This window comes from Sphingobacterium sp. Ag1, assembly GCF_000988325.1.
Lineage (GTDB): Bacteria > Bacteroidota > Bacteroidia > Sphingobacteriales > Sphingobacteriaceae > Sphingobacterium.
The window spans coordinates 134,143-152,726 of record NZ_LBGU01000041.1; the positions used below are offsets into that span (position 1 = coordinate 134,143).

General features: G+C 39.8%; 15 protein-coding genes. 9 read left to right on the top strand and 6 right to left on the bottom strand.

The window, feature by feature from the left end; genetic code table 11:
- Window positions 1-77 precede the first annotated feature (77 nt).
- From AAW12_RS15400 to AAW12_RS15420, 5 genes are all read left to right on the top strand, one after another.
- Window positions 78-695, top strand: a complete 618-nt coding sequence (locus AAW12_RS15400) for a TetR/AcrR family transcriptional regulator (RefSeq protein ID WP_046674533.1) — start codon at window positions 78-80, stop codon at window positions 693-695.
- Window positions 685-1,995 carry a TolC family protein gene (locus AAW12_RS15405; protein WP_046674534.1) on the top strand — a complete coding sequence of 437 codons (1,311 nt, stop codon included), beginning with the start codon at window positions 685-687 and terminating at the stop codon, window positions 1,993-1,995. Before AAW12_RS15400 ends, AAW12_RS15405 begins: the two co-directional genes overlap by 11 nt.
- A gap of 14 nt (window positions 1,996-2,009) precedes the next feature.
- Entirely contained in the window at window positions 2,010-3,113 is a 1,104-nt protein-coding gene (locus AAW12_RS15410; protein WP_046674535.1) for an HlyD family secretion protein, read from the top strand.
- 2 nt (window positions 3,114-3,115) lie between these two features.
- Window positions 3,116-4,699 carry an MDR family MFS transporter gene (locus AAW12_RS15415; RefSeq protein ID WP_046674536.1) on the top strand — a complete coding sequence of 528 codons (1,584 nt, stop codon included), beginning with the start codon at window positions 3,116-3,118 and terminating at the stop codon, window positions 4,697-4,699.
- A gap of 337 nt (window positions 4,700-5,036) precedes the next feature.
- Window positions 5,037-6,266, top strand: a complete 1,230-nt coding sequence (locus tag AAW12_RS15420; protein ID WP_046674537.1) for a sterol desaturase family protein — start codon at window positions 5,037-5,039, stop codon at window positions 6,264-6,266.
- A gap of 173 nt (window positions 6,267-6,439) precedes the next feature.
- On the opposite strand, the gene AAW12_RS15425 is transcribed toward AAW12_RS15420, so the two are convergent.
- Genes AAW12_RS15425 through AAW12_RS15435 form a run of 3 tightly spaced genes read right to left on the bottom strand, consistent with a single transcriptional unit; the run spans window position 6,440 to window position 9,745 of the window.
- A complete protein-coding gene (locus AAW12_RS15425; RefSeq protein WP_231585280.1) occupies window positions 6,440-7,531 on the bottom strand; it encodes a glycosyltransferase family 4 protein in 1,092 nt (363 codons plus the stop codon).
- Window positions 7,532-7,580: 49 nt separating this feature from the next.
- Entirely contained in the window at window positions 7,581-8,582 is a 1,002-nt protein-coding gene (locus AAW12_RS15430; protein ID WP_053003737.1) for a lysylphosphatidylglycerol synthase transmembrane domain-containing protein, read from the bottom strand.
- Complete coding sequence (locus AAW12_RS15435) at window positions 8,570-9,745, bottom strand: glycosyltransferase family 4 protein (RefSeq protein WP_046674539.1); 1,176 nt, start codon at window positions 9,743-9,745, stop codon at window positions 8,570-8,572. The genes AAW12_RS15430 and AAW12_RS15435 overlap by 13 nt, the downstream gene beginning before the upstream one ends.
- A gap of 203 nt (window positions 9,746-9,948) precedes the next feature.
- Between AAW12_RS15435 and AAW12_RS15440 the strand changes: the two genes are divergently transcribed.
- On the top strand, window positions 9,949-10,935 hold the full coding sequence (locus tag AAW12_RS15440) for an endonuclease/exonuclease/phosphatase family protein (RefSeq protein ID WP_053003738.1): 987 nt from the start codon (window positions 9,949-9,951) through the stop codon (window positions 10,933-10,935).
- 134 nt (window positions 10,936-11,069) lie between these two features.
- Here AAW12_RS15440 and AAW12_RS15445 read toward each other — a convergent pair whose 3' ends face one another.
- Complete coding sequence (locus AAW12_RS15445) at window positions 11,070-12,695, bottom strand: ABC-F family ATP-binding cassette domain-containing protein (protein WP_046674540.1); 1,626 nt, start codon at window positions 12,693-12,695, stop codon at window positions 11,070-11,072.
- Window positions 12,696-12,967: 272 nt separating this feature from the next.
- On the opposite strand from AAW12_RS15445, the gene AAW12_RS15450 reads away from it, so the two are divergent.
- The 3 genes from AAW12_RS15450 (at window position 12,968) to AAW12_RS15460 (ending at window position 17,019) form a co-directional block, all read left to right on the top strand.
- Window positions 12,968-13,948: a hypothetical protein gene (locus AAW12_RS15450; RefSeq protein ID WP_053003739.1), complete on the top strand. Its 981-nt coding sequence runs from the start codon at window positions 12,968-12,970 to the stop codon at window positions 13,946-13,948.
- Between the two features lie 513 nt (window positions 13,949-14,461).
- Window positions 14,462-15,649 carry a Na+/H+ antiporter NhaA gene (gene nhaA / locus AAW12_RS15455; protein WP_046674541.1) on the top strand — a complete coding sequence of 396 codons (1,188 nt, stop codon included), beginning with the start codon at window positions 14,462-14,464 and terminating at the stop codon, window positions 15,647-15,649.
- 143 nt (window positions 15,650-15,792) lie between these two features.
- Window positions 15,793-17,019 (top strand): DEAD/DEAH box helicase, encoded by a 1,227-nt coding sequence (locus AAW12_RS15460; protein WP_046674542.1) that lies wholly within the window; start codon window positions 15,793-15,795, stop codon window positions 17,017-17,019.
- A 72-nt stretch (window positions 17,020-17,091) separates the two neighbouring features.
- On the opposite strand, the gene AAW12_RS15465 is transcribed toward AAW12_RS15460, so the two are convergent.
- Together AAW12_RS15465 and AAW12_RS15470 are read right to left on the bottom strand one after the other, a co-directional pair.
- On the bottom strand, window positions 17,092-17,457 hold the full coding sequence (locus AAW12_RS15465; RefSeq protein ID WP_046674543.1) for a VOC family protein: 366 nt from the start codon (window positions 17,455-17,457) through the stop codon (window positions 17,092-17,094).
- 238 nt (window positions 17,458-17,695) lie between these two features.
- Window positions 17,696-18,565, bottom strand: a complete 870-nt coding sequence (locus tag AAW12_RS15470; protein ID WP_046674544.1) for a DMT family transporter — start codon at window positions 18,563-18,565, stop codon at window positions 17,696-17,698.
- Between the last annotated feature and the right edge of the window lie 19 nt (window positions 18,566-18,584).

Consider the following 18,584-nt stretch of genomic DNA (forward strand, 5'->3'; position numbering starts at 1 on the left):
TGTCGCGCATTTAGCGAGAACGTCTTTTATTATCGCTATGAATATGCGATGGTATCTTTAAAAGATCGAGGTTTAAAATGGAATTTAACGAGAAACAGATTGATATTTTACTTGTAGCTGAGCGTCTTTTTGCAACCAAAGGGTTTGATGGGACTTCCGTGCGCGATATTGCCAACGAAGCGAATGTAAATGTTGCAATGATCAACTATTATTTTGGATCAAAGGACAAGTTGCTGGATACGTTTTTTGAGTGGCGTGTCCCTGATTTTATGATCAATGTGAATGAGTTGGCGCTTATTGACAATGCGCTGGACAAAATAGACGCGATGGTAGATCGATCAATTAAATCGATGAATTCGCATCGTAAGCTGTATCATATTATTACCATTGAAAGTTCACTAAAACAGCGGATGCTGATCTCTGAAGCATTCAGGAAGCTCAAATTGCATAACCTGGAGGTTATCTCGTCCGTGATCAATGAAGGTGTAGAACAGGGGGTGTTCAAAGGTGGATATGATCCAATTTTAATCCATTCGATGATGATGGGAACTTTTATGAATTTCCAGATGAACCATTGCTTTTTGCAAGATCAGTTGCATATCGATAACGATGAAGAATATGCAAATTATATAGAAACAACTTTAACAGAATTTATACAGACAACAATTAAAGCTTTATTGACATATGAAAAATAAGTTGGCCAATTTGAGTGCTTTATTGCTTTTAAGTCCCATGGGTTTGTTGGCACAGGACAACAAGCACATGACTTTGGAAGAAATAATTCACTTGGCCGCAAATCAAAGCGTGGAAGCGAAGTCTGCCGACACCAAGATATTGGGTAGGCAGCTCGAGGTGGAAACGGCCAAATCGAAACAACTTCCTGATGCAAAATTGAGTGGACAGTACATGGCTATGACTACTCCAAATGTGAATTTAAAGTTGGCTTTAGGTGGGGGGGGATCTGCTCCAGATATCGCTGCAAACCAATTGTGGTTAGGACAGGCTTCGGTGAGTATGCCAATCTATACCGGTGGCAGAATTAAGGGCGGCATTGATATTGCAAAGGATGTATTGAAAGCCGAGGAATACAATGCTGTAGCAAGCAAAGAACAATTGGCTATACGTGCAGTAAATCTTTATTTGAGTCTTTATAAGGCTCAGCAAACCAATTTGTTGATAGCTGAGAATATCAAACAGTCGGAGCAACGTGTTTCGGATTTTAAAGCGATGTTGGATAATGGTTTGATCGCACGTAATGACTTATTAAAAGCAGAATTGCAGCTTTCAAACTATCAGGTTTCGCTTCAGGAAGCACAGAAAAATATCAAGGTGCTGAATTATCAATTGGCTAATTTCTTGAAAATTGATGAAGATACCCAACTGGATCAGATCAATTTGGGCGAAGTCACAGGTGTGGATTTGGGCTTAAAAGCATCATATGATGCAGCAAAAACCTCGCGCTCAGATCTAAAATCGATGGAATCGCAACGTTTGGTTGCTGAAGATCAGTTGAAAGTAACAAAAGCGGCTGCCATGCCAACTGTTGCTGCAACTGCTGGATACAATGCTTTTGGTCTTCAAAAGGTGGTTACCGTGACGAATGCTGCCATGGTTGGCATCGGCGTTTCTTACGATATCGGTTCGCTTTACAAAAATAAAAGAGAAGTGAATGTGGCAAAAAACCGTATCAAGGAAATTGATGAGCATATTGAATTATTAAATGACAAGGTAAAAGTGCAGGTTCAACAGGCCAATGAAAACTATATGCTGGCACAAAAGCAGGATGTGGTCTATCATCAGGCGGTGGATCAGGCGGTTGAAAATTATCGGATCACCAAAGATAAGTACGATAATGGTATCGCAGATACCGACGATTTGTTGACCGCAGACGTGCAGCAGCTGCAGAGTAAGATCAATCTGGCAATCAGCAAAGCAAACACCATTGAAAAATATTACGACCTGCTGTTAGCAAATGGGTCTTTAAACATTAAATAGCAATTAATCTAGACATGGAAAATACAGTAGAAAACGCACCTGAAAAAAAAGGTACAAATAAAAAATTTACAATTGTTTTGGCTGCATTGGTCATCTTCGGAGGGGCTTATGGGGCGTATAAATATATGCATGGCCAGGCGCATGAGACTACAGACGATGCGCAGGTAGAGAAAAACATGAGCCCGATCATTCCACGGGTGGGTGGTTTTATCGCTAAAGTCTATGTAAAGGACAATGATTTGGTTAAAAAAGGGGATACGCTGTTCACCATTGAGAGTCAAGACTATCAGGTTCGTGTGGACGAGGCATTAGCAGCCTTGGCAGCAGCTCAAAGTAGCTTTGATGTTTCAAAGGCAGATGTATCTGCGTCTTCGGCTAATGTGGCCATCTCAGATGCAACGATCCAATCCAATTTGGGCAGCATCGATGCGGCACGTATTCGTGCTAAGCAAGCGAACAATGATTATATTCGCTACCAAAACTTATACAATAACCAGTCCATTACGAAGCAGCAATATGAGCAGGCATTAACAGCGAAATTGGAAGCGGACAAGCAGGTTGAAATTTTGCAACAACAACGCAATGCCAGTGCGTCACAACGCAATGCAATCGTTAGTAAGACTACAGTAGCGGCAAAGCAAACTTCTGTTGCTGAGGCAAATATAAAGAGGGCGAATGCGCAGCTTGAAGCAGCTAAGTTAAACTTGTCTTATACAGCTGTACTTGCATCGGTAGATGGTCAGGTATCCAATATTAAGGTTCAGCCTGGACAAATGGTCAACCCAGGTCAGTCTTTATTCTACATTGTCGATAATATTGAAACTTGGGTAGTAGCCAATTTTAAAGAGACGCAATTGGAAAAAATGAAGCCTGGTCAAAAGGTGGGAATCAAAGTGGATGCTTATCCTAATATCGAATTTGAAGGTGAAGTAAATTCTTTCTCACCAGCGACAGGATCGCGTTTTTCTTTATTGCCGCCAGATAATGCGACTGGTAACTTTGTGAAGACTGTTCAGCGTTTACCTGTAAAAATCAAATTGACAAAAGACAATAAAGCAGAAAATGTGGCTTTGCTCAGACCGGGCATGAATGCTGACGTAGATGTGCATGTTCAATAACTATGGAAAATTTAAATCAACAAGATAGTCTGGTTGAATATGGTTTTCGACGTGTTGTAATCACGATTACGGCGGTGCTTTGTGCGCTGTTGGAAATCGTGGATACAACCATCGTCAACGTGGCGCTGAACGATATGAAAGGTTCTTTGGGGGCGACATTGACGGATGTGGCATGGGTTATCACGGCTTACGCAATTGCCAACGTAATTGTGATTCCGATGACCAGCTGGTTGTCCCAACAATTTGGACGAAGAAATTACTTCGCGGCTTCTATTATCATATTCACAGTATCTTCATTTTTATGTGGTAACGCGACCAATATTTGGGAGCTTGTTGCATTTCGTTTTATACAAGGGATGGGCGGTGGAGCTCTGTTGGTAACCGCACAAACCATCATTACAGAAAGTTATCCGAAAGAAAAACGTAGTATGGCTCAGGCTATCTATGGTATGGGGGTAATTATTGGTCCTACGCTAGGTCCTCCTTTAGGTGGATATATTATCGATAATTTCTCCTGGCCATATATATTTTACATCAATGTACCTTTAGGGATTATCGCTACGTTGTTGACCTTGTCTTTCGTACGAAGCCCTAAATACAGCCAAAAACAATCTGCAAAGGAGGTGGATTGGTTTGGTATGATCTTTCTGATCATGTTTATCGGTTCTCTTCAATTCGTTTTGGAGCACGGACAGCAGGATGATTGGTTTGACGATCCATTGATTTTAGGCTTATCAATCTTGTCTGTTTTCGGACTGTTATTCTTTATATGGCGGGAATTGGTCTATGATAAACCGATTGTCAACTTGCGGGTATTGAAGGATAAGAATTTGCAGGTTGGTGTAGTGATGAGTTTTATTCTTGGTTTCGGCTTGTTTGGATCGACTTTTATTATTCCAATCTATACACAGTCGATATTGGGATGGACGGCCACAGACGCAGGTTTGTTATTGTTGCCAAGTTCAATCATGACCGGTATCATGATGCCTTTTATTGGGAAGATGATCCAAAATGGTGTTCCCCAAAAATATATGGTTGCCGTAGGACTAAGTATCTTTTTTGGCTTCTGTTTTTGGATGTACAGTCTCATGACCAATGATACGGGAGCAGAGCACATGTTTTGGCCCCTAATTCTCCGTGGCGTTGGCTTAGGATTGTTATTCGTACCTGTCATGACACTCTCACTATCGACATTACATGGTAAGTCAATCGGTGAAGGAGCTGCCTTTACAGGGATGATGCGCCAGCTGGGTGGTTCTTTTGGTATTGCTTTAATCACGACATTTATTGCCCGTGATAGCCAAAAACATCGCGTTGATCTGGTGGCTAATTTAGATCCAAGTAAGTTTGATGTGCAGCAACGGGTGCAGCAATTGCAAATGAGCTTTCAGGCGAAAGGTTTTTCGCCCAATGAAGCTTTGGCCAAAGCACACCAGATACTCGATATGAGCGTGATGAAACAGGCTACTGTATTATCCTACATGGATGTGTTTTTGTATCTCGGTGTTATATTTTTGCTGTGCGTCCCTTTTGTTTTGATGATTAAACAAGGAAAGACGCAGATCGATATGTCCAGTGTGCATTAGCATTTAAATAGTCCGGTAAGCTGGTATCACGGTGACTTGTCAGTAAAGTACTGCTTATCGTTCAGTCGGAAGTCCTCAAAAAGTGTTTAGCTTTTTGAGGATTTTTTTGTGCATTTTCTTTAGCCGTGGAAAAGTACTTGGAGTCGACGTTTGCTATTGCCTGAACAGCGAAAACATAGATTTTTGTCCATTTAAAAACCATAAATTGAAAAACCTGATTTAAAATTGATTGTTTAATAATAAAGAGTTTGGAAGAATTTATTTTTTGGCATCAGAAAAGACTGTTCTTGTCGAATTGCGATTAAGGTAGATTTTTTATCTTCAAAATAGCGACTGCATGTATACGGAAAAACTTAATTTTTTGGCATTTATCATTCCTTTATTTTTAATCTTGATGGTGTTGGAATATTGGTATAGCCTCAAAAAACAGAAACGTTTTTATTCTTTTGATGAATCGATCTCAAATCTCAATGTTGGCATCGTTGAGCGTATGTGTGATATGTTTTCCGTTAGTTTATTCTACTTTTTTTTCGTTTGGGTGTATCAAAACTTTGCGATATTTCATATTGAAGCGAATGTTTGGACTTGGGTAATACTTTTCTTATTTACTGATTTCCTTTGGTATTGGTATCATCGCTATAGCCATGAAATAAATCTCTTGTGGGCGGCTCATGTTGTGCATCACCAAAGTGAAGATTATAACTTTACGGTGGCGGCCCGGATCACCATATTCCAAGCCATTTTTCGTTCACTATTTTGGGCTTTTATTCCCCTTTTGGGGTTCCCGCCCTTTATGATGACCGCTATTTTGTTGATTCATGGCGTATATCCATTTTTCTCCCATACGCAAACTGTTGGAAATTTGGGAATTTTGGAGCGGCTATTTGTAACGCCTTCCCATCATCGGGTGCATCATAGCAGCAATGAAATCTATCTGGATAAGAATTATGGAGACATCCTGATTATCTGGGATAAGCTGTTTGGAACATTTATACCGGAACAAAAGGAAGAACCTTGTGTTTACGGACTCACAAAGCCCATTCACCGCTATACTTTTCTATGGCAGCATTTTCATTATTTATTTGAAATTGGTTTGTCATTTAAGCGAGCGAAAGGATTTAGGAACAAAATGCGGACTATATTCGGTAAGCCTGACGATATACAGCCTGAAATTCGCGAAGAACTGGAAGAGCGCATATTTGCCGGAGCTAAGCCGCAAGTTCATGCGCAGGCGTTAAGCCGCTATATCTTTTTTCAGTCCATGTTGACGATGACACTTCTTTTTTTCTTCCTGCTTTATGGTAATTATCAGCAACTGATACAACTCGTTATTGGCGGGGGATTTATTCTTTGTAGTGTTATTTGTATTGGAGGACTTCTAGAACATGAAGACTGGGTTTTTCCACTTGAGATGTTGCGGTTATTCTTATTACTACTGTACATCGGTCTAACTTTTTATTCCCTATTGGGGCTTGTTTTGGTAGGATGTTTCGCTTTGATTCAATTGATTTTTTATCGACCGTTAGCAGGTCGCTATAAAAAAGTTTTGCGTCTTGAAAGACGTTAAATTTTATCCGCATGAGTTCTTGTCGTTGGAAGTAAGCACCTATTGTTTCATATTTCATCATTTAATTGATCTTTTTCTGTATCGCAAGCAAGCAAGTAAGCACTATAAAAATGTCGTCCAGTCTTTCAATCCTTTGAATGATTGACACTCTCAAATTTATGAGATGATATTAATTATTTGTCTGCTGCTGTAACTAAGTCTACAAATGATTGGCAATAAAATCTGGCCATAATATCCCAGCTATATTGTTTTAGGGTATTTTGTTTAAATTGCAGGCTTAGCTTTTTATAGTGGGCTGGGTCTTCTAAAATGGCTTGAAGTTGTTCAATCCATGCGTTTTGGTTTTCGCTTGGCAGGAGAAGCCCATTGTAATTGTGTGTAATGGCGCTTGTAATTCCTTCTAATTCGGCGGCAACAACAATTGTGCCTGCTGTGGAAGCTTCTAGGCAGACGAGCCCAAAGCCTTCCATATCACCGGCCATTTCAATATTGGGCATCAAAAAGGCCTGTGCGTTGGTCAGGAGGCTTTGCAGTTGTTCGAATGGAACTTTTCCAAGATGTTCAATTTTTTCGGGGTATGCTTTCAGTAATTTTCGGATGGCCCCTTGATCGGTGGGAAATCCGAGGAATAGGGTGATTAAATGATTTATCTTTTTTGGTGTAAGCTGCAATAGGCGTTCTTTCCATTGCGGTTTTTGATCGAATGGCCCCACCATTAGTAATTTGAAATCGCCCTGAATCGCGGGGATGACATGTTTCATCAACCACGAGAAGCCCTTCCGCTTAACAGGGCGTCCCAAAGTGATAAAATAGGGCCTGCTTTCGCAGGTTGGTTCATTGTTTTGAGTGGAGCAGTGTATCGGATCTACACCGTTGGGTATAACAATGATTTTGGATGGATCGATACCGCGTAACTGTGCGGCGTCGGCGGTGGCTTGGCTAACGGCAATAAGCTGATCAAAAGTGTTAAACCGCGGTATAATCTTACGTTGAAAATAACGAAGTGGAAAAACGATATCCAGACCGTGAAGCGTGACAGCACGTTTTAAATGGGTATATCCTTTGTGAAAAGAGGCGAAGGACGCAATTAATCCATCATTAAAGTGGATAAGCTTGATGCCGGGGTTATCGTTAATTTTGGCTAGAATGCGGCGATTCAGTAGGAAGAAGAAGGCTAAAAGAGGTTCCCTATTGTCATAGACTAAGGTGTGTACCTTCAAGTAAAGAGCCGCAGTATTGATCAGTTCAAAGCTTTGTTTTTCCATACCGCCAACACTTGGGGGATATTTGTGGCTGACAAAAAGTATTTCTATTTCAGAGGGGTACATGTACTGGTTTCTTTTTGATGCATAGATAAAATATAAAACCCAGTGCTACCCAGGTGAGCTGTCGGCCGCGACGTAATAATGAAGCACTGAGCCAAATACTACCTCCTGTAATACCGATCATATGGAGTAGGAGCTTATTGGCGATTTCTTCAATACCCAGTTGTCCTGGAATAAAAGCACCGATGCTTTTTAGCACAATGACGCTCATATCTACTATTAAACCATGTATTGGTTGTACTGAAACACCCAAAAATTGTAGAATATAATAGAATTCAAGGCTGCCAATAATCCAATGTAGTGCAAAAAGTAAGTAAGAATACCAAAAAACCTTATTTTGATGTTTATAAAAGTCTTTTACACTCCAAAGGAGTGACTGAACATGCGCTCGTGCTTTTCCAAAAGGTGTTGCTGTTGAAGCCTTGGTTTGTGAGGGACTTTTTGCAGCTATTAACCAGTAAAGTATCAAGATCATCAAAAGAAATAAGAACATACAGATCATATAAATTACTGGGCCTGCGTAGCGTATAATTTCATTTTTTAAAGGAGAAAATATCAACCAAATCATAGCAATCAAAAAGAGTGTCAATTGAGACAGTACGGCAGTAATACGGGATATTGCAACCGAATTCAATCCTTCTTTTAAAGGAATGTCATAACGGGTTATCAATTGTGCCTTTAATAAATCGCCACCGATAATGCTGGTGGGATTGAATAGTCCAACGGTTTCCCCGATTTGACGGACGGCAAAGAGTTCGAGCAGATTGACCTTCTTTTTTGCAGGGCCTAAACATATCCACCAAGCTAATGTACCTAAAAAATAGGCCGCGCAAGTTGTAAACAAAATAACGATGAAGCGATAACCAACAGAGGAGAGCTCTTTTTTCAACGCATTTAAATCGCTTTTCGCTAAAAAGATCGTGATGGACGCCAGAATCAAAAGTAAAAAAACACCTTTGATGAGTTGGCTTGGGTTTGTTAATTTGCCCATGCCAAATCGACTTCCTGTGTTTTGTCTATCAATAGTTCAATGTCATTAAAATAGCGTCCAGCTAGTCTATTCCAATCCAGTTGCCCAACATAGGATAGACCTTCAATGACGAGATTCTTTTTTAAGCTTGCGTCGGAGAGAATTTTTTTGAGGTAGTAAACATATCCAGCCGCATTTTCAGGTTGACACTTAAATCCATTTTTTCCGTGCTGAATCAAGGAGGCCGAGCCTCCGCCGTTGGCGATAACACAAGGAAGTCCGGATGCTAATGCTTCGACGACGACGTTTCCATACGTTTCTGAGACCGACGGAAAAACAAAGGCATCGGCCGAAGCATATAAAATTGCGAGCTCATCATGGCTTTTCTTTCCTAAGAAAATAGCTTTAGGCATCTCTTGCATCGCAATTATTTTGGCTGTTCCTTCACCGACAACAATGAAATTATAGTCGAGGTTTTGAGCCTGTATCTGTTGATAGATTTCAATAAGCGTTTTAATATTTTTTTCCCAGACGATACGACTGACAAAAAGGATTGTTGGTTTGTCATTCTTTGTGATGGTCTGCAGTTGAGATAGATTCTTTTTTTGGGGGTTAAACAGAGCTGTGTCTATTCCCCTTTGCCACAGCTTTAATCCTTCTTGTTGTAAGCCGATCTGCTGTAATTCATTTAGAATGGATTTGGTCGGTACATAGACAATATCACATTTGTTGTAAAAGTTATTCATTGCTTTTTTCATCCATTGTTCAGTCGGTTTGACTAAGGGTAATATGTTTTTGAAATAATAGGCAATGTATGAAATGAAGTGTGTATGATAGATTGTAAGGACAGGAATACCTTTCCGTTTGGCATAATTCAATGCAAAAAAACCTAAAAGGGAAGGAGTTGCAATATGGATCATGTCGGGAGCAAATTTATCTAAAGCGAGCTCAAGTTTCTTTTTAATAAGCTGTGGAATAGCGAGACAATAATCGTCATTGACCGGTATTTTGAATGTGGGAACCTTGTAAGAATGGAAATTTCGAAATTGCGTAGGGCCGCCGCCATAAATAAAGAAGTAGTTGAATTTCTGCTGGTCTATACGGTTTATCAGCTGAAACATTGTTCGTGATGCACCGTCAAAATCCTCGACGAGTATCTCTGTAAAGAAGGCTACCTTTCTCATGTTATTCTTATTAGGGGTTGTATAAAAATAGTTGAAAGCTGTAACGTCTGTTTTACGGTGGTATTAACCTTTTGTCATTATAGTGTTTATGAATTATTAGTTTTTAATGATTTGTGCATAATTATTAAAAGTAGAATTAATCGAATATGATAACAGCGCTAATGTTGATGCAGTAGCTTTGGAGTGAACAAAATATTCAGTCTATGCTATTAAATCTATTGTTCGAAAAAAAAATTAGATCCAAGGGTATCCGAAAACTTGTCATTTTATTTATTTGTGCGTTTGCAGGTGTTATGTTGGGTTTTAAGTTGAAGCCAAAACAACAGCCGAAGTTCAGTAATTCGGTGTATGCAGCTATGCCGGAGGCGACATACGGAAAGCTAAATTTGTTAACGTACAATATAGCTGGCCTCCCTGAAATAATTTCCAGTGCTGTAACCGAGCGGTCTTCCAGTATTAGGTCGATCGGCAATCGGATCAATGGGTTTGATATTGTCAATGTGCAGGAGGATTTTAACTACAACAAGTTTCTTTACAGCGAAAATAAGCATAGCTACCGAACGGCAAATATGGGTGGGGTACCTTTTGGAGACGGACTGAGTACACTTTCAAAATATCCGATTGTTGAGTTTGAGCGGATAGGCTGGACTGATTGCAATGGCACAGATTGTCTGACTCCTAAGGGCTTTTCTTATGCTCGAATACAATTGGCCAAGTCGGTATTTATCGACGTTTATAATGTACATGCGACAGCGCAGGATGATCGGAATGCAACGATTGCCCGGCAGAAGAATATAAACCAGCTAAAAGCCTATATCAAAAAGTATTCGGCTGGCAGACCACTTTTGATTATGGGTGACTTTAATGCACATTATGCTTACGAGCTGGATAACATCGCTTCTTTTCAGAAGGACTTAGGTTTGGTGGATGCATGGGTAAGTTTACGTAATAAGGGTGATATTCCCGGTCACCAAATGAATTTTGAAGCGAAAGCTGCATTGGAGTTGACGGAAGATTGCGAAGGTATTGATAAAATTTACTATCGCAATGATCATCATTTGCTATTTGAGGCAAAGAATTATCAGGTTCAAAAAGAGCTTTTTCAAAACGAAAAGGGGCAGGATTTATCAGATCATTGTGCCGTTTCTTTACAATTAGGCTGGCGTGTTGTTAAATCTTCGGTTCAGTAAAATAAAATAGTACTTTTTCAAATCTTTCCTAACAATTGCGATTAGCACTGAATACCGCAGTGCTTTTTTATTGCGTATCAAAAAAGCCCCATAAAATGAATTATGGAGCCTTTATTAAATTGGGATAAATTATCTTATTTATACATTTCTTCACGTTGTGCTTTAACCACATCGCTATTAATGTATTCATCGTAGGTCATCAATTTGTCGATGATACCTTTCGGCGTCAGTTCGATGATTCTATTGGCAACAGTTTCAGTCAATTCGTGGTCACGGGATGTGAATAACATGGATCCTTTAAAATCAGACATTCCATTGTTCAACGCCGTGATAGATTCCAAGTCCAAGTGATTGGTGGGTTCATCGAAGATGAGGAAATTAGCACCCTGAAGCATCATGCGCGAGAACATGCAGCGCATTTTTTCTCCCCCGGAAAGCACAGAAACTTTTTTCATAACTTCTTCACCTGAGAATAACATTTTCCCTAAAAATCCCCGAATAAATTGTTCGTCTGCTTCTGGGTTCGTTGTATAGTTTCTCAACCAATCGACTAAATTATCATTTTTTCCTTCGAAGAATGCGGCATTTTCAATCGGCATATCGGCAGGAGTGATGGTAACGCCCCATTTAAATTCACCACCGAAATCGGTGTCTCTACCGGTGATAATGTCGTAAAATGCTGTGGTAACCAATGAATTTGGACCTAGAACAGCGATTTTATCGCCTTTATTGATCATAAAGGTGATATCCTTGAAGAATACCTCGCCATTGACCGTTTTGCTTAATCCTTCGACTTGTAGTGTCTGATCTCCTGGTTCACGATTCATGGTATTGAACATGATGGCAGGATATTTACGGTTGGACGGTTTAATCTCGTCAATATTAATTTTATCCAAAGCTTTTTTACGCGAAGTAGCTTGTTTGGATTTGGAAGCATTGGCAGAGAACCGACGGATAAATTCCTGGAGTTCTTTCACTTTATCTTCCATTTTCTTGTTTTGATCAGAACGTTGCTTTAACGCTAATTGAGAAGATTCGTACCAGAATGAGTAGTTACCCGTATAGATTGTCATCTTACCAAAATCAATATCCACTGTATGCGTACATACAGCATCCAAGAAGTGGCGGTCGTGGGATACAACGAGGACGATTGCTTCATAACTCGCTAAAAAATCCTCTAACCATGCGATGGTATTAATATCCAAATCATTGGTAGGCTCATCGAGAATCAAAATATCGGGTTTGCCAAATAAAGCTTGCGCTAAGAGTACGCGTACTTTTTGGTTACCGTCGATTTCAGAAACCAACTTATAATGCAGTTCTTCTTTAATGCCCAAACTGCTCAATAAAGTTGCGGCATTTGATTCGGCATTCCATCCATCCATTTCAGCAAAAAGACTTTCCAATTCGCCGGCACGTTCGCCGTCGGCATCAGAGAAATCCTCTTTCATGTAAATGGCATCTTTCTCTTTCATGATTTTGTAAAGTTCTTGGTTACCCATCATGACAGTTTCAAGAACAGTAAACTCATCGAAAGCATAGTGATCCTGACTTAAAACAGACATGCGTTCGCCTGGCGTGAATGCCACGGAACCTGTCGAAGGATCAACTTCCCCTGAGATAATTTTTAAGAAAGTAGATTTACCTGCTCCATTAGCGCCAATAATACCGTAACAGTTTCCAGGTGTGAATTTTAGATTGACATCTTCGAATAGTACACGTTTACCAAAACGAAGGGAGAGATTTGACACATTAATCATGCTGCAAAGATACGTTTTAATATTGTATTTTTAACTATTTACGGTGATCAGTTTCAGGAGAAATTGCGGAGAGTAATGTTGGCGAAATCAACTGTTTTTAGCTTCTTTTGAAAACCTGTATGGTGTGAAATTTCGAAGGATGAAGAGGATCTTTGAAATGACGTGTGAAATCCGGCAATGTGTGCAAACAATGAATTAATAAATTATAAATATTGTGTTGGTGATTTAAATTGGCTTCTTTTTTGTGGACAAGAGCTGAAATGAAATCAATTATGAAAAGAAATAGAATAACCGGTGTCGTTATACTTACAGTTGCTTTTTTATTTAATATCCAAGGAGCCTCGGCTCAATTTGGAGGGCTATTGGATAAGGCAAGCAAAGCCGTTGCTTCCAAGGGAAGCAAAATGTTGGGTTTGGATAAACTGCTAAAGGAACCAGAAGCGATTAGTACAAGTTTTGAAGATGTAAATAGAAAGGGGGAGCAAATGCCCGATTTTCAAAATACGGCTGTTTATAAACCTTTAGAAAATTTGCAAAAGAATGGCAGTGATGGTTACTTATTGGAGGCTGGACATTTTGAAATGACCAATAAGAGCTATTGCTTGAAAGCAGGTACTTATGCGCCTTCGAAAGGTGATGGATATATGTATGCACCTACACTGGGCAAGAAGAGAGAAGTGGTCATTGCAATTTTGAAAAGTGCTGAAAAGCACCCGGAAGTTGCACAATCTGACATACAGATGCTATTGTGGACGATCATAGCGAAGACAAAATTTATTGATTATTCGGGTCCGGTGAAAGAGACAGCCTTAAAATTGCTTACAGCTGAACAAATTTTGCATTTGGAAGGTGGTGCGCTCGGCGTTTTGCCATTCGATGTTGTCCAAAAGGCAAAAGACCAAATGCCTCCTGCAGTACAGACAATCTTTGAAGCCGAAAATAATATTCGGCAGCTCGTTTCCTCAGGAAACTATTCGTACGCTGATTTTGAACAATATGCAATCTTAGCTGGTATGGCTGAGCCTCGTACGGATGTGCCAAGTGGTATTTGGACACTTCACCCTGACGGTTATTATGTTCGCTATTTTCCAAGTGGATATGCGATTACTAAAGTTCAGGTGTATGTTCCTCAAGAATTGATTACAAAATTGAATGGAAAGAAGCTTGTATATGATGCAACAGATGATATTGCATGTCCGGCAAATACGGGATCGCAACGGTTAGCACAAACGAATGAACCGATTCGTGATTAAGATGTGAGGCATTGAAAAGGTCAATAGGAAAGAGAGGGGGAAAGGAAACTTAATGAATAAGGGTGATCTACTGATCACCCTTATTCATTAAATTTCCTCTTTTGCCTCCTGTATAATATATAAACAATGACAATAATAGCGATGATTGCTAAAATAATGTAATGGGAACCTGAATGTTGGGTTTTATCCTCTGTCGTCTGCGCATATGTAAAATTTGCTACGAAAAGAAGTACCATGAAAATCCACTTCTTGCACATAATAAACGGTTTATTAACTATAGTAGCAAGCTAAGTATTTTTTGCAACAAAGCCAAATTATTTCATTAAAAAATGACAAAGCTTTTTATAAAAATTGAATGTATAATGTCTGTTTCTCCCATTTGATTTGTTAGGTTCGAAAAATAAAAGGGTAGTTACATTGGATATAGCTCGGGATATCGTCGCTCGAATTCGGTAAATGGTCCTAAAAATCGTATCTTGTGAACCTTTGTAAGCGTTTTTAGATATTCAAATCATGTCAAAACTTATCAATTTAACTGTCTTTAGAGAATTCTTAAAGTCCAGCTTTGCTGGCGGAATTATTCTTTTTTCTTGTGTTATTCTGGCATTGATCGTTGCAAATACACCTTTGTATGGCAGTGTAATGGAATTTCTGAACAGGGAAGTAGGCTTTGAGAGCGATCATATTCATTTAAAATATTCGTGGTTATTGTGGCTCAACGATGGTTTGATGGCTATATTCTTTTTACTGGTGGGGCTCGAGATAAAACGTGAAATTGTAGAGGGTGAACTCTCATCGCCAAGTAAAGCAATCCTGCCCATTTTGGCTGCGGTTGGTGGGGCACTTTTGCCAGCCATCATCTATTTTGTGTTAAATCAGGGAACCAATACGGCAAACGGCTGGGGTATTCCTATGGCGACGGATATTGCATTTGCTTTAGCTGTTATCACGCTTCTGGGAAATAAGGTTCCTGCCAGTCTTAAAATCTTTTTGGCTGCTCTGGCCATTGTTGATGACTTACTTGCCATTTTAGTCATTGCGATCTTTTATAGCAATGGTATTCATGCGACCTATTTATTTATTGCTTTAGGCATCTTTCTGTTTTTGATCGTGTTGAATAAACTGGGCGTTAAAGCGATATGGGCTTACCTTATTCCGGGTCTATTTATTTGGTACTTTGTTCATCACTCGGGAATTCATGCAACAATAGCTGGCGTGTTGGTGGCTATGACGTTACCAACAACACCGGATGCGGAAGAATCTCCCCTGGAAAAACTGGAGCATCTATTGACCAAACCCGTCAATTTTATTATCATTCCGCTGTTTGCATTTGCGAATACGCTTATTCCAATCCATGGGGAAATGATTGGTGGTTTGACTTCAAAATTGGGGATTGGTATTATCCTTGGTCTTATCGCTGGTAAATCAATTGGTATATTTTTGATCTGTTATATTGCGAAGAAGTTGAAGATTGCGCAATTACCGGAAGGGGCTGGCTGGAAACAGATTTTTGGAGTAGGCTTATTGGGGGGAATCGGTTTCACGATGTCGATCTTCATCTCGATACTGTCTTTTGATGATAGCATGCTGATTGAAGAGGCCAAGTTCGCGGTTCTGATCGCTTCTTTATGCGCCGGCCTGCTAGGCTACGTCGTTTTGAGCGCAGTGTCAGCTGCAAAGAAAACAGAGGTTATTGATTAAATTTTGAATAGTTAGCAGACGTAGGTTAAAGATTAATCCTATTTGGACATCTATTTGAAAGCGGATAACGAGCTATAGGTATTAATTTTAGGCTTTTATGAATTAGATTTAGTAATTTAGGGCACAACAATAAAAACAATACGTTGAGATTTGATGAATTTGGCTTTGTTCCGGCTTTGGAAGAAGGTTTAGAAAGTATGATGTTTGAGGAGGCTACGCCGATCCAAGAACAGACCATCCCGATTATTAAAGAGGGAAAAGATATGATTGCCTGTGCACAGACAGGTACAGGTAAAACAGCAGCTTATATGTTGCCGATCCTCGATGCAATAGCACGGAATTCAAGGGAATCTATCCTCGCTATTATCCTTGTTCCGACCCGGGAACTTGCTATGCAAATTGACCAGCAGATTATGGGCATGTCTTATTATACGGGTGCAACATCCATAGCCATTTATGGTGGTGGTGATGGTATGGGTTATGAACAGCAAAAACGGGCCATACGAGAGGGGGTAAATATTATTGTTGCTACGCCGGGAAGGTTGATAAGCCATCTTACCTCCATGAAGATTGATCTCTCTCATTTAAAGCACTTTGTTTTGGATGAAGCCGATAGTATGCTGGATATGGGATTTCAAGACGATATTTTACGTATTGTAAGTTATCTACCGAAGAAAAAGCAGATGCTTTTGTTTTCGGCGACGATGCCGATGAAGATCAGGTCTTTTGCTCGAAAAATTCTGCAAGAGCCTGTGGAAGTCAATATTGCCATTTCTAAACCTTCGGAAGGGATAGATCAACGTGTATATCTTGCGTATGATCAACAGAAAATGGAGCTTCTGAAGAATATACTGAAGGATCCCAACTATGTATCTGTTATTATTTTTGCGTCCCAAAAAACTACGGTCAAACTTCTCGCTCAGGAATTACAGAAGCAGGGGATTGATGCGGAGGGTTTCCATTCGGATCTAGAGCAGTCAAAACGGGAAGATATCATGGCTAGATTCCGGTCTCGTCAGGTACGGGTACTGGTAGGGACAGATGTGATATCTCGCGGTATCGATGTGGTGGGGATCAGTTTGGTCGTTAATTACGATGTTCCACCGGATCCGGAAGACTACGTACACCGTATTGGACGTACGGCACGGGCAGCAACTACAGGAACAGCCATTACCTTTGTCAATGAGAAAGACCAAAACCGTTTCGCTCAGATCGAGAATTTAATAGGTTATCCGATTGAACAACTTCCATTGCCAGAGGGGTTTGAAGCGGGACCTACTTACAATCCTGCCAAAAAGAATCCACAGCATAAGAAGAAGCGTTTCAATAGGAATAAAAATAAAAACTATCAGAAAGCTAAAAGAGCCTGATTTTAAAATACAAAGCCCCCATATGAGAAAAATATGGGGGCTTTGTATTTGAGTATATATTGTATTTAACTTTTATTCAACAGTCCATACGGCTAATTCATATCCATCAGGATCCTGGAACTGAAATCTTTTTCCTCCGGGAAAGCTAAAAATATCTTTTAATATGGTCCCGCCAGCACGGATAACCTGATCACGCGTAGCCTGCAGATCGTCGGCATAGATAACGACGAGAATACTGCCATTTCTGGGGTCACCAAGTGTAAAACCACCATCAACATATTTTCCGCCAAAAGCCGTATATGCTGGTCCGTAATCCGTAAACTCCCAACCGAAACTCGTTGAGTAAAATGCTTTGGCACGTTCAAGGTCGCTTGATACAAACTCGAGGTATTGGATCTGCTGGTTAACAAATTTGTTTTCTGTACTGCTGTTGCTCATAACGGAGATATCTGTTTAATGTATGTATAATAAATTGCTTGATTGCTTGTGCCGATTTCGGAATTAAAACCCGAATCGCTTCATAAATATAAGGCTTTGTTGAAAATGACAGGCATTTTTCTTTTCAACATTTTTTTTCGCGTCTACCTGATTTTGCTCCGGGTATCACTGCCTCGAGTGAGGAGAAAACAACATTCATTTCCCAATCTGGATCGGACTGGGAAATGGAGATAGGCTGTTAGGCGCTCTTTTTATTACTTATCCAATATTGCAATAGCACAGATGAAACGACTAAAAACAATCCCACATAGAAGGATAGATTTAATTCTTTTGCTTCATTCAGAAATAGAAAAGCAATTAATATGGCATACACGGGCTCGAGATTTAAGCTTAGGTTCAATGTAAAAGCGGATATCTTCTTTAAGATTTCTGTAAACGCGAGATAGACGCCAACAGTGCAACATAAAGAGAGGATGATCAGATAGAAAATATCCAAGGCATTGGGAATGAAAGTGCGGGTTGGATAGTGCTGAATGTAAAAAGGGATTAGGCAAGCCAGTCCGATTGTACCGCCGACCATTTGGTAATAGTTGATGCAGATGGCATTGTACCTTTTGGTCAATCGTTCGTTGTTAATGGCATAAAGAGAAGCAAAAGCAGGCGAGATTATACCGAATATTATTCCCAGTTGATGTGAAGTGTCAAAATGGAATATCAGTGCTATACCACACAATGTTAGTCCACTCAACAGAAGTTCTGACAATCTAAATTTCGTTTTATTGATCATCGGTGCAAAAATAGCGGTAAAAAAACTTGCCATACAGTAGCAGATCACGCCGATGGAAATGTTTGAATATTTGATGCTAGCATAGAATAATAGCCAGGATGCTGTCAATAGTAGCCCATTTTTTGCAATATGCAGTTTCTCTTTGAAAGTAAAATCTGTAGGTATTTTATACCATTTTAGAATAAAAAATAGGATAACGGCAGCTAAAAATACACGGTACCATGTGAGTATCCCCTCGTTGAGTGAAATCACTTTTCCAAATACGCCAGATAGTCCCAGGCACAGCACAGCAAGGTGCAGCATGAAATATGAATGTTTCATAAGAAATTGTCTTCCAGTT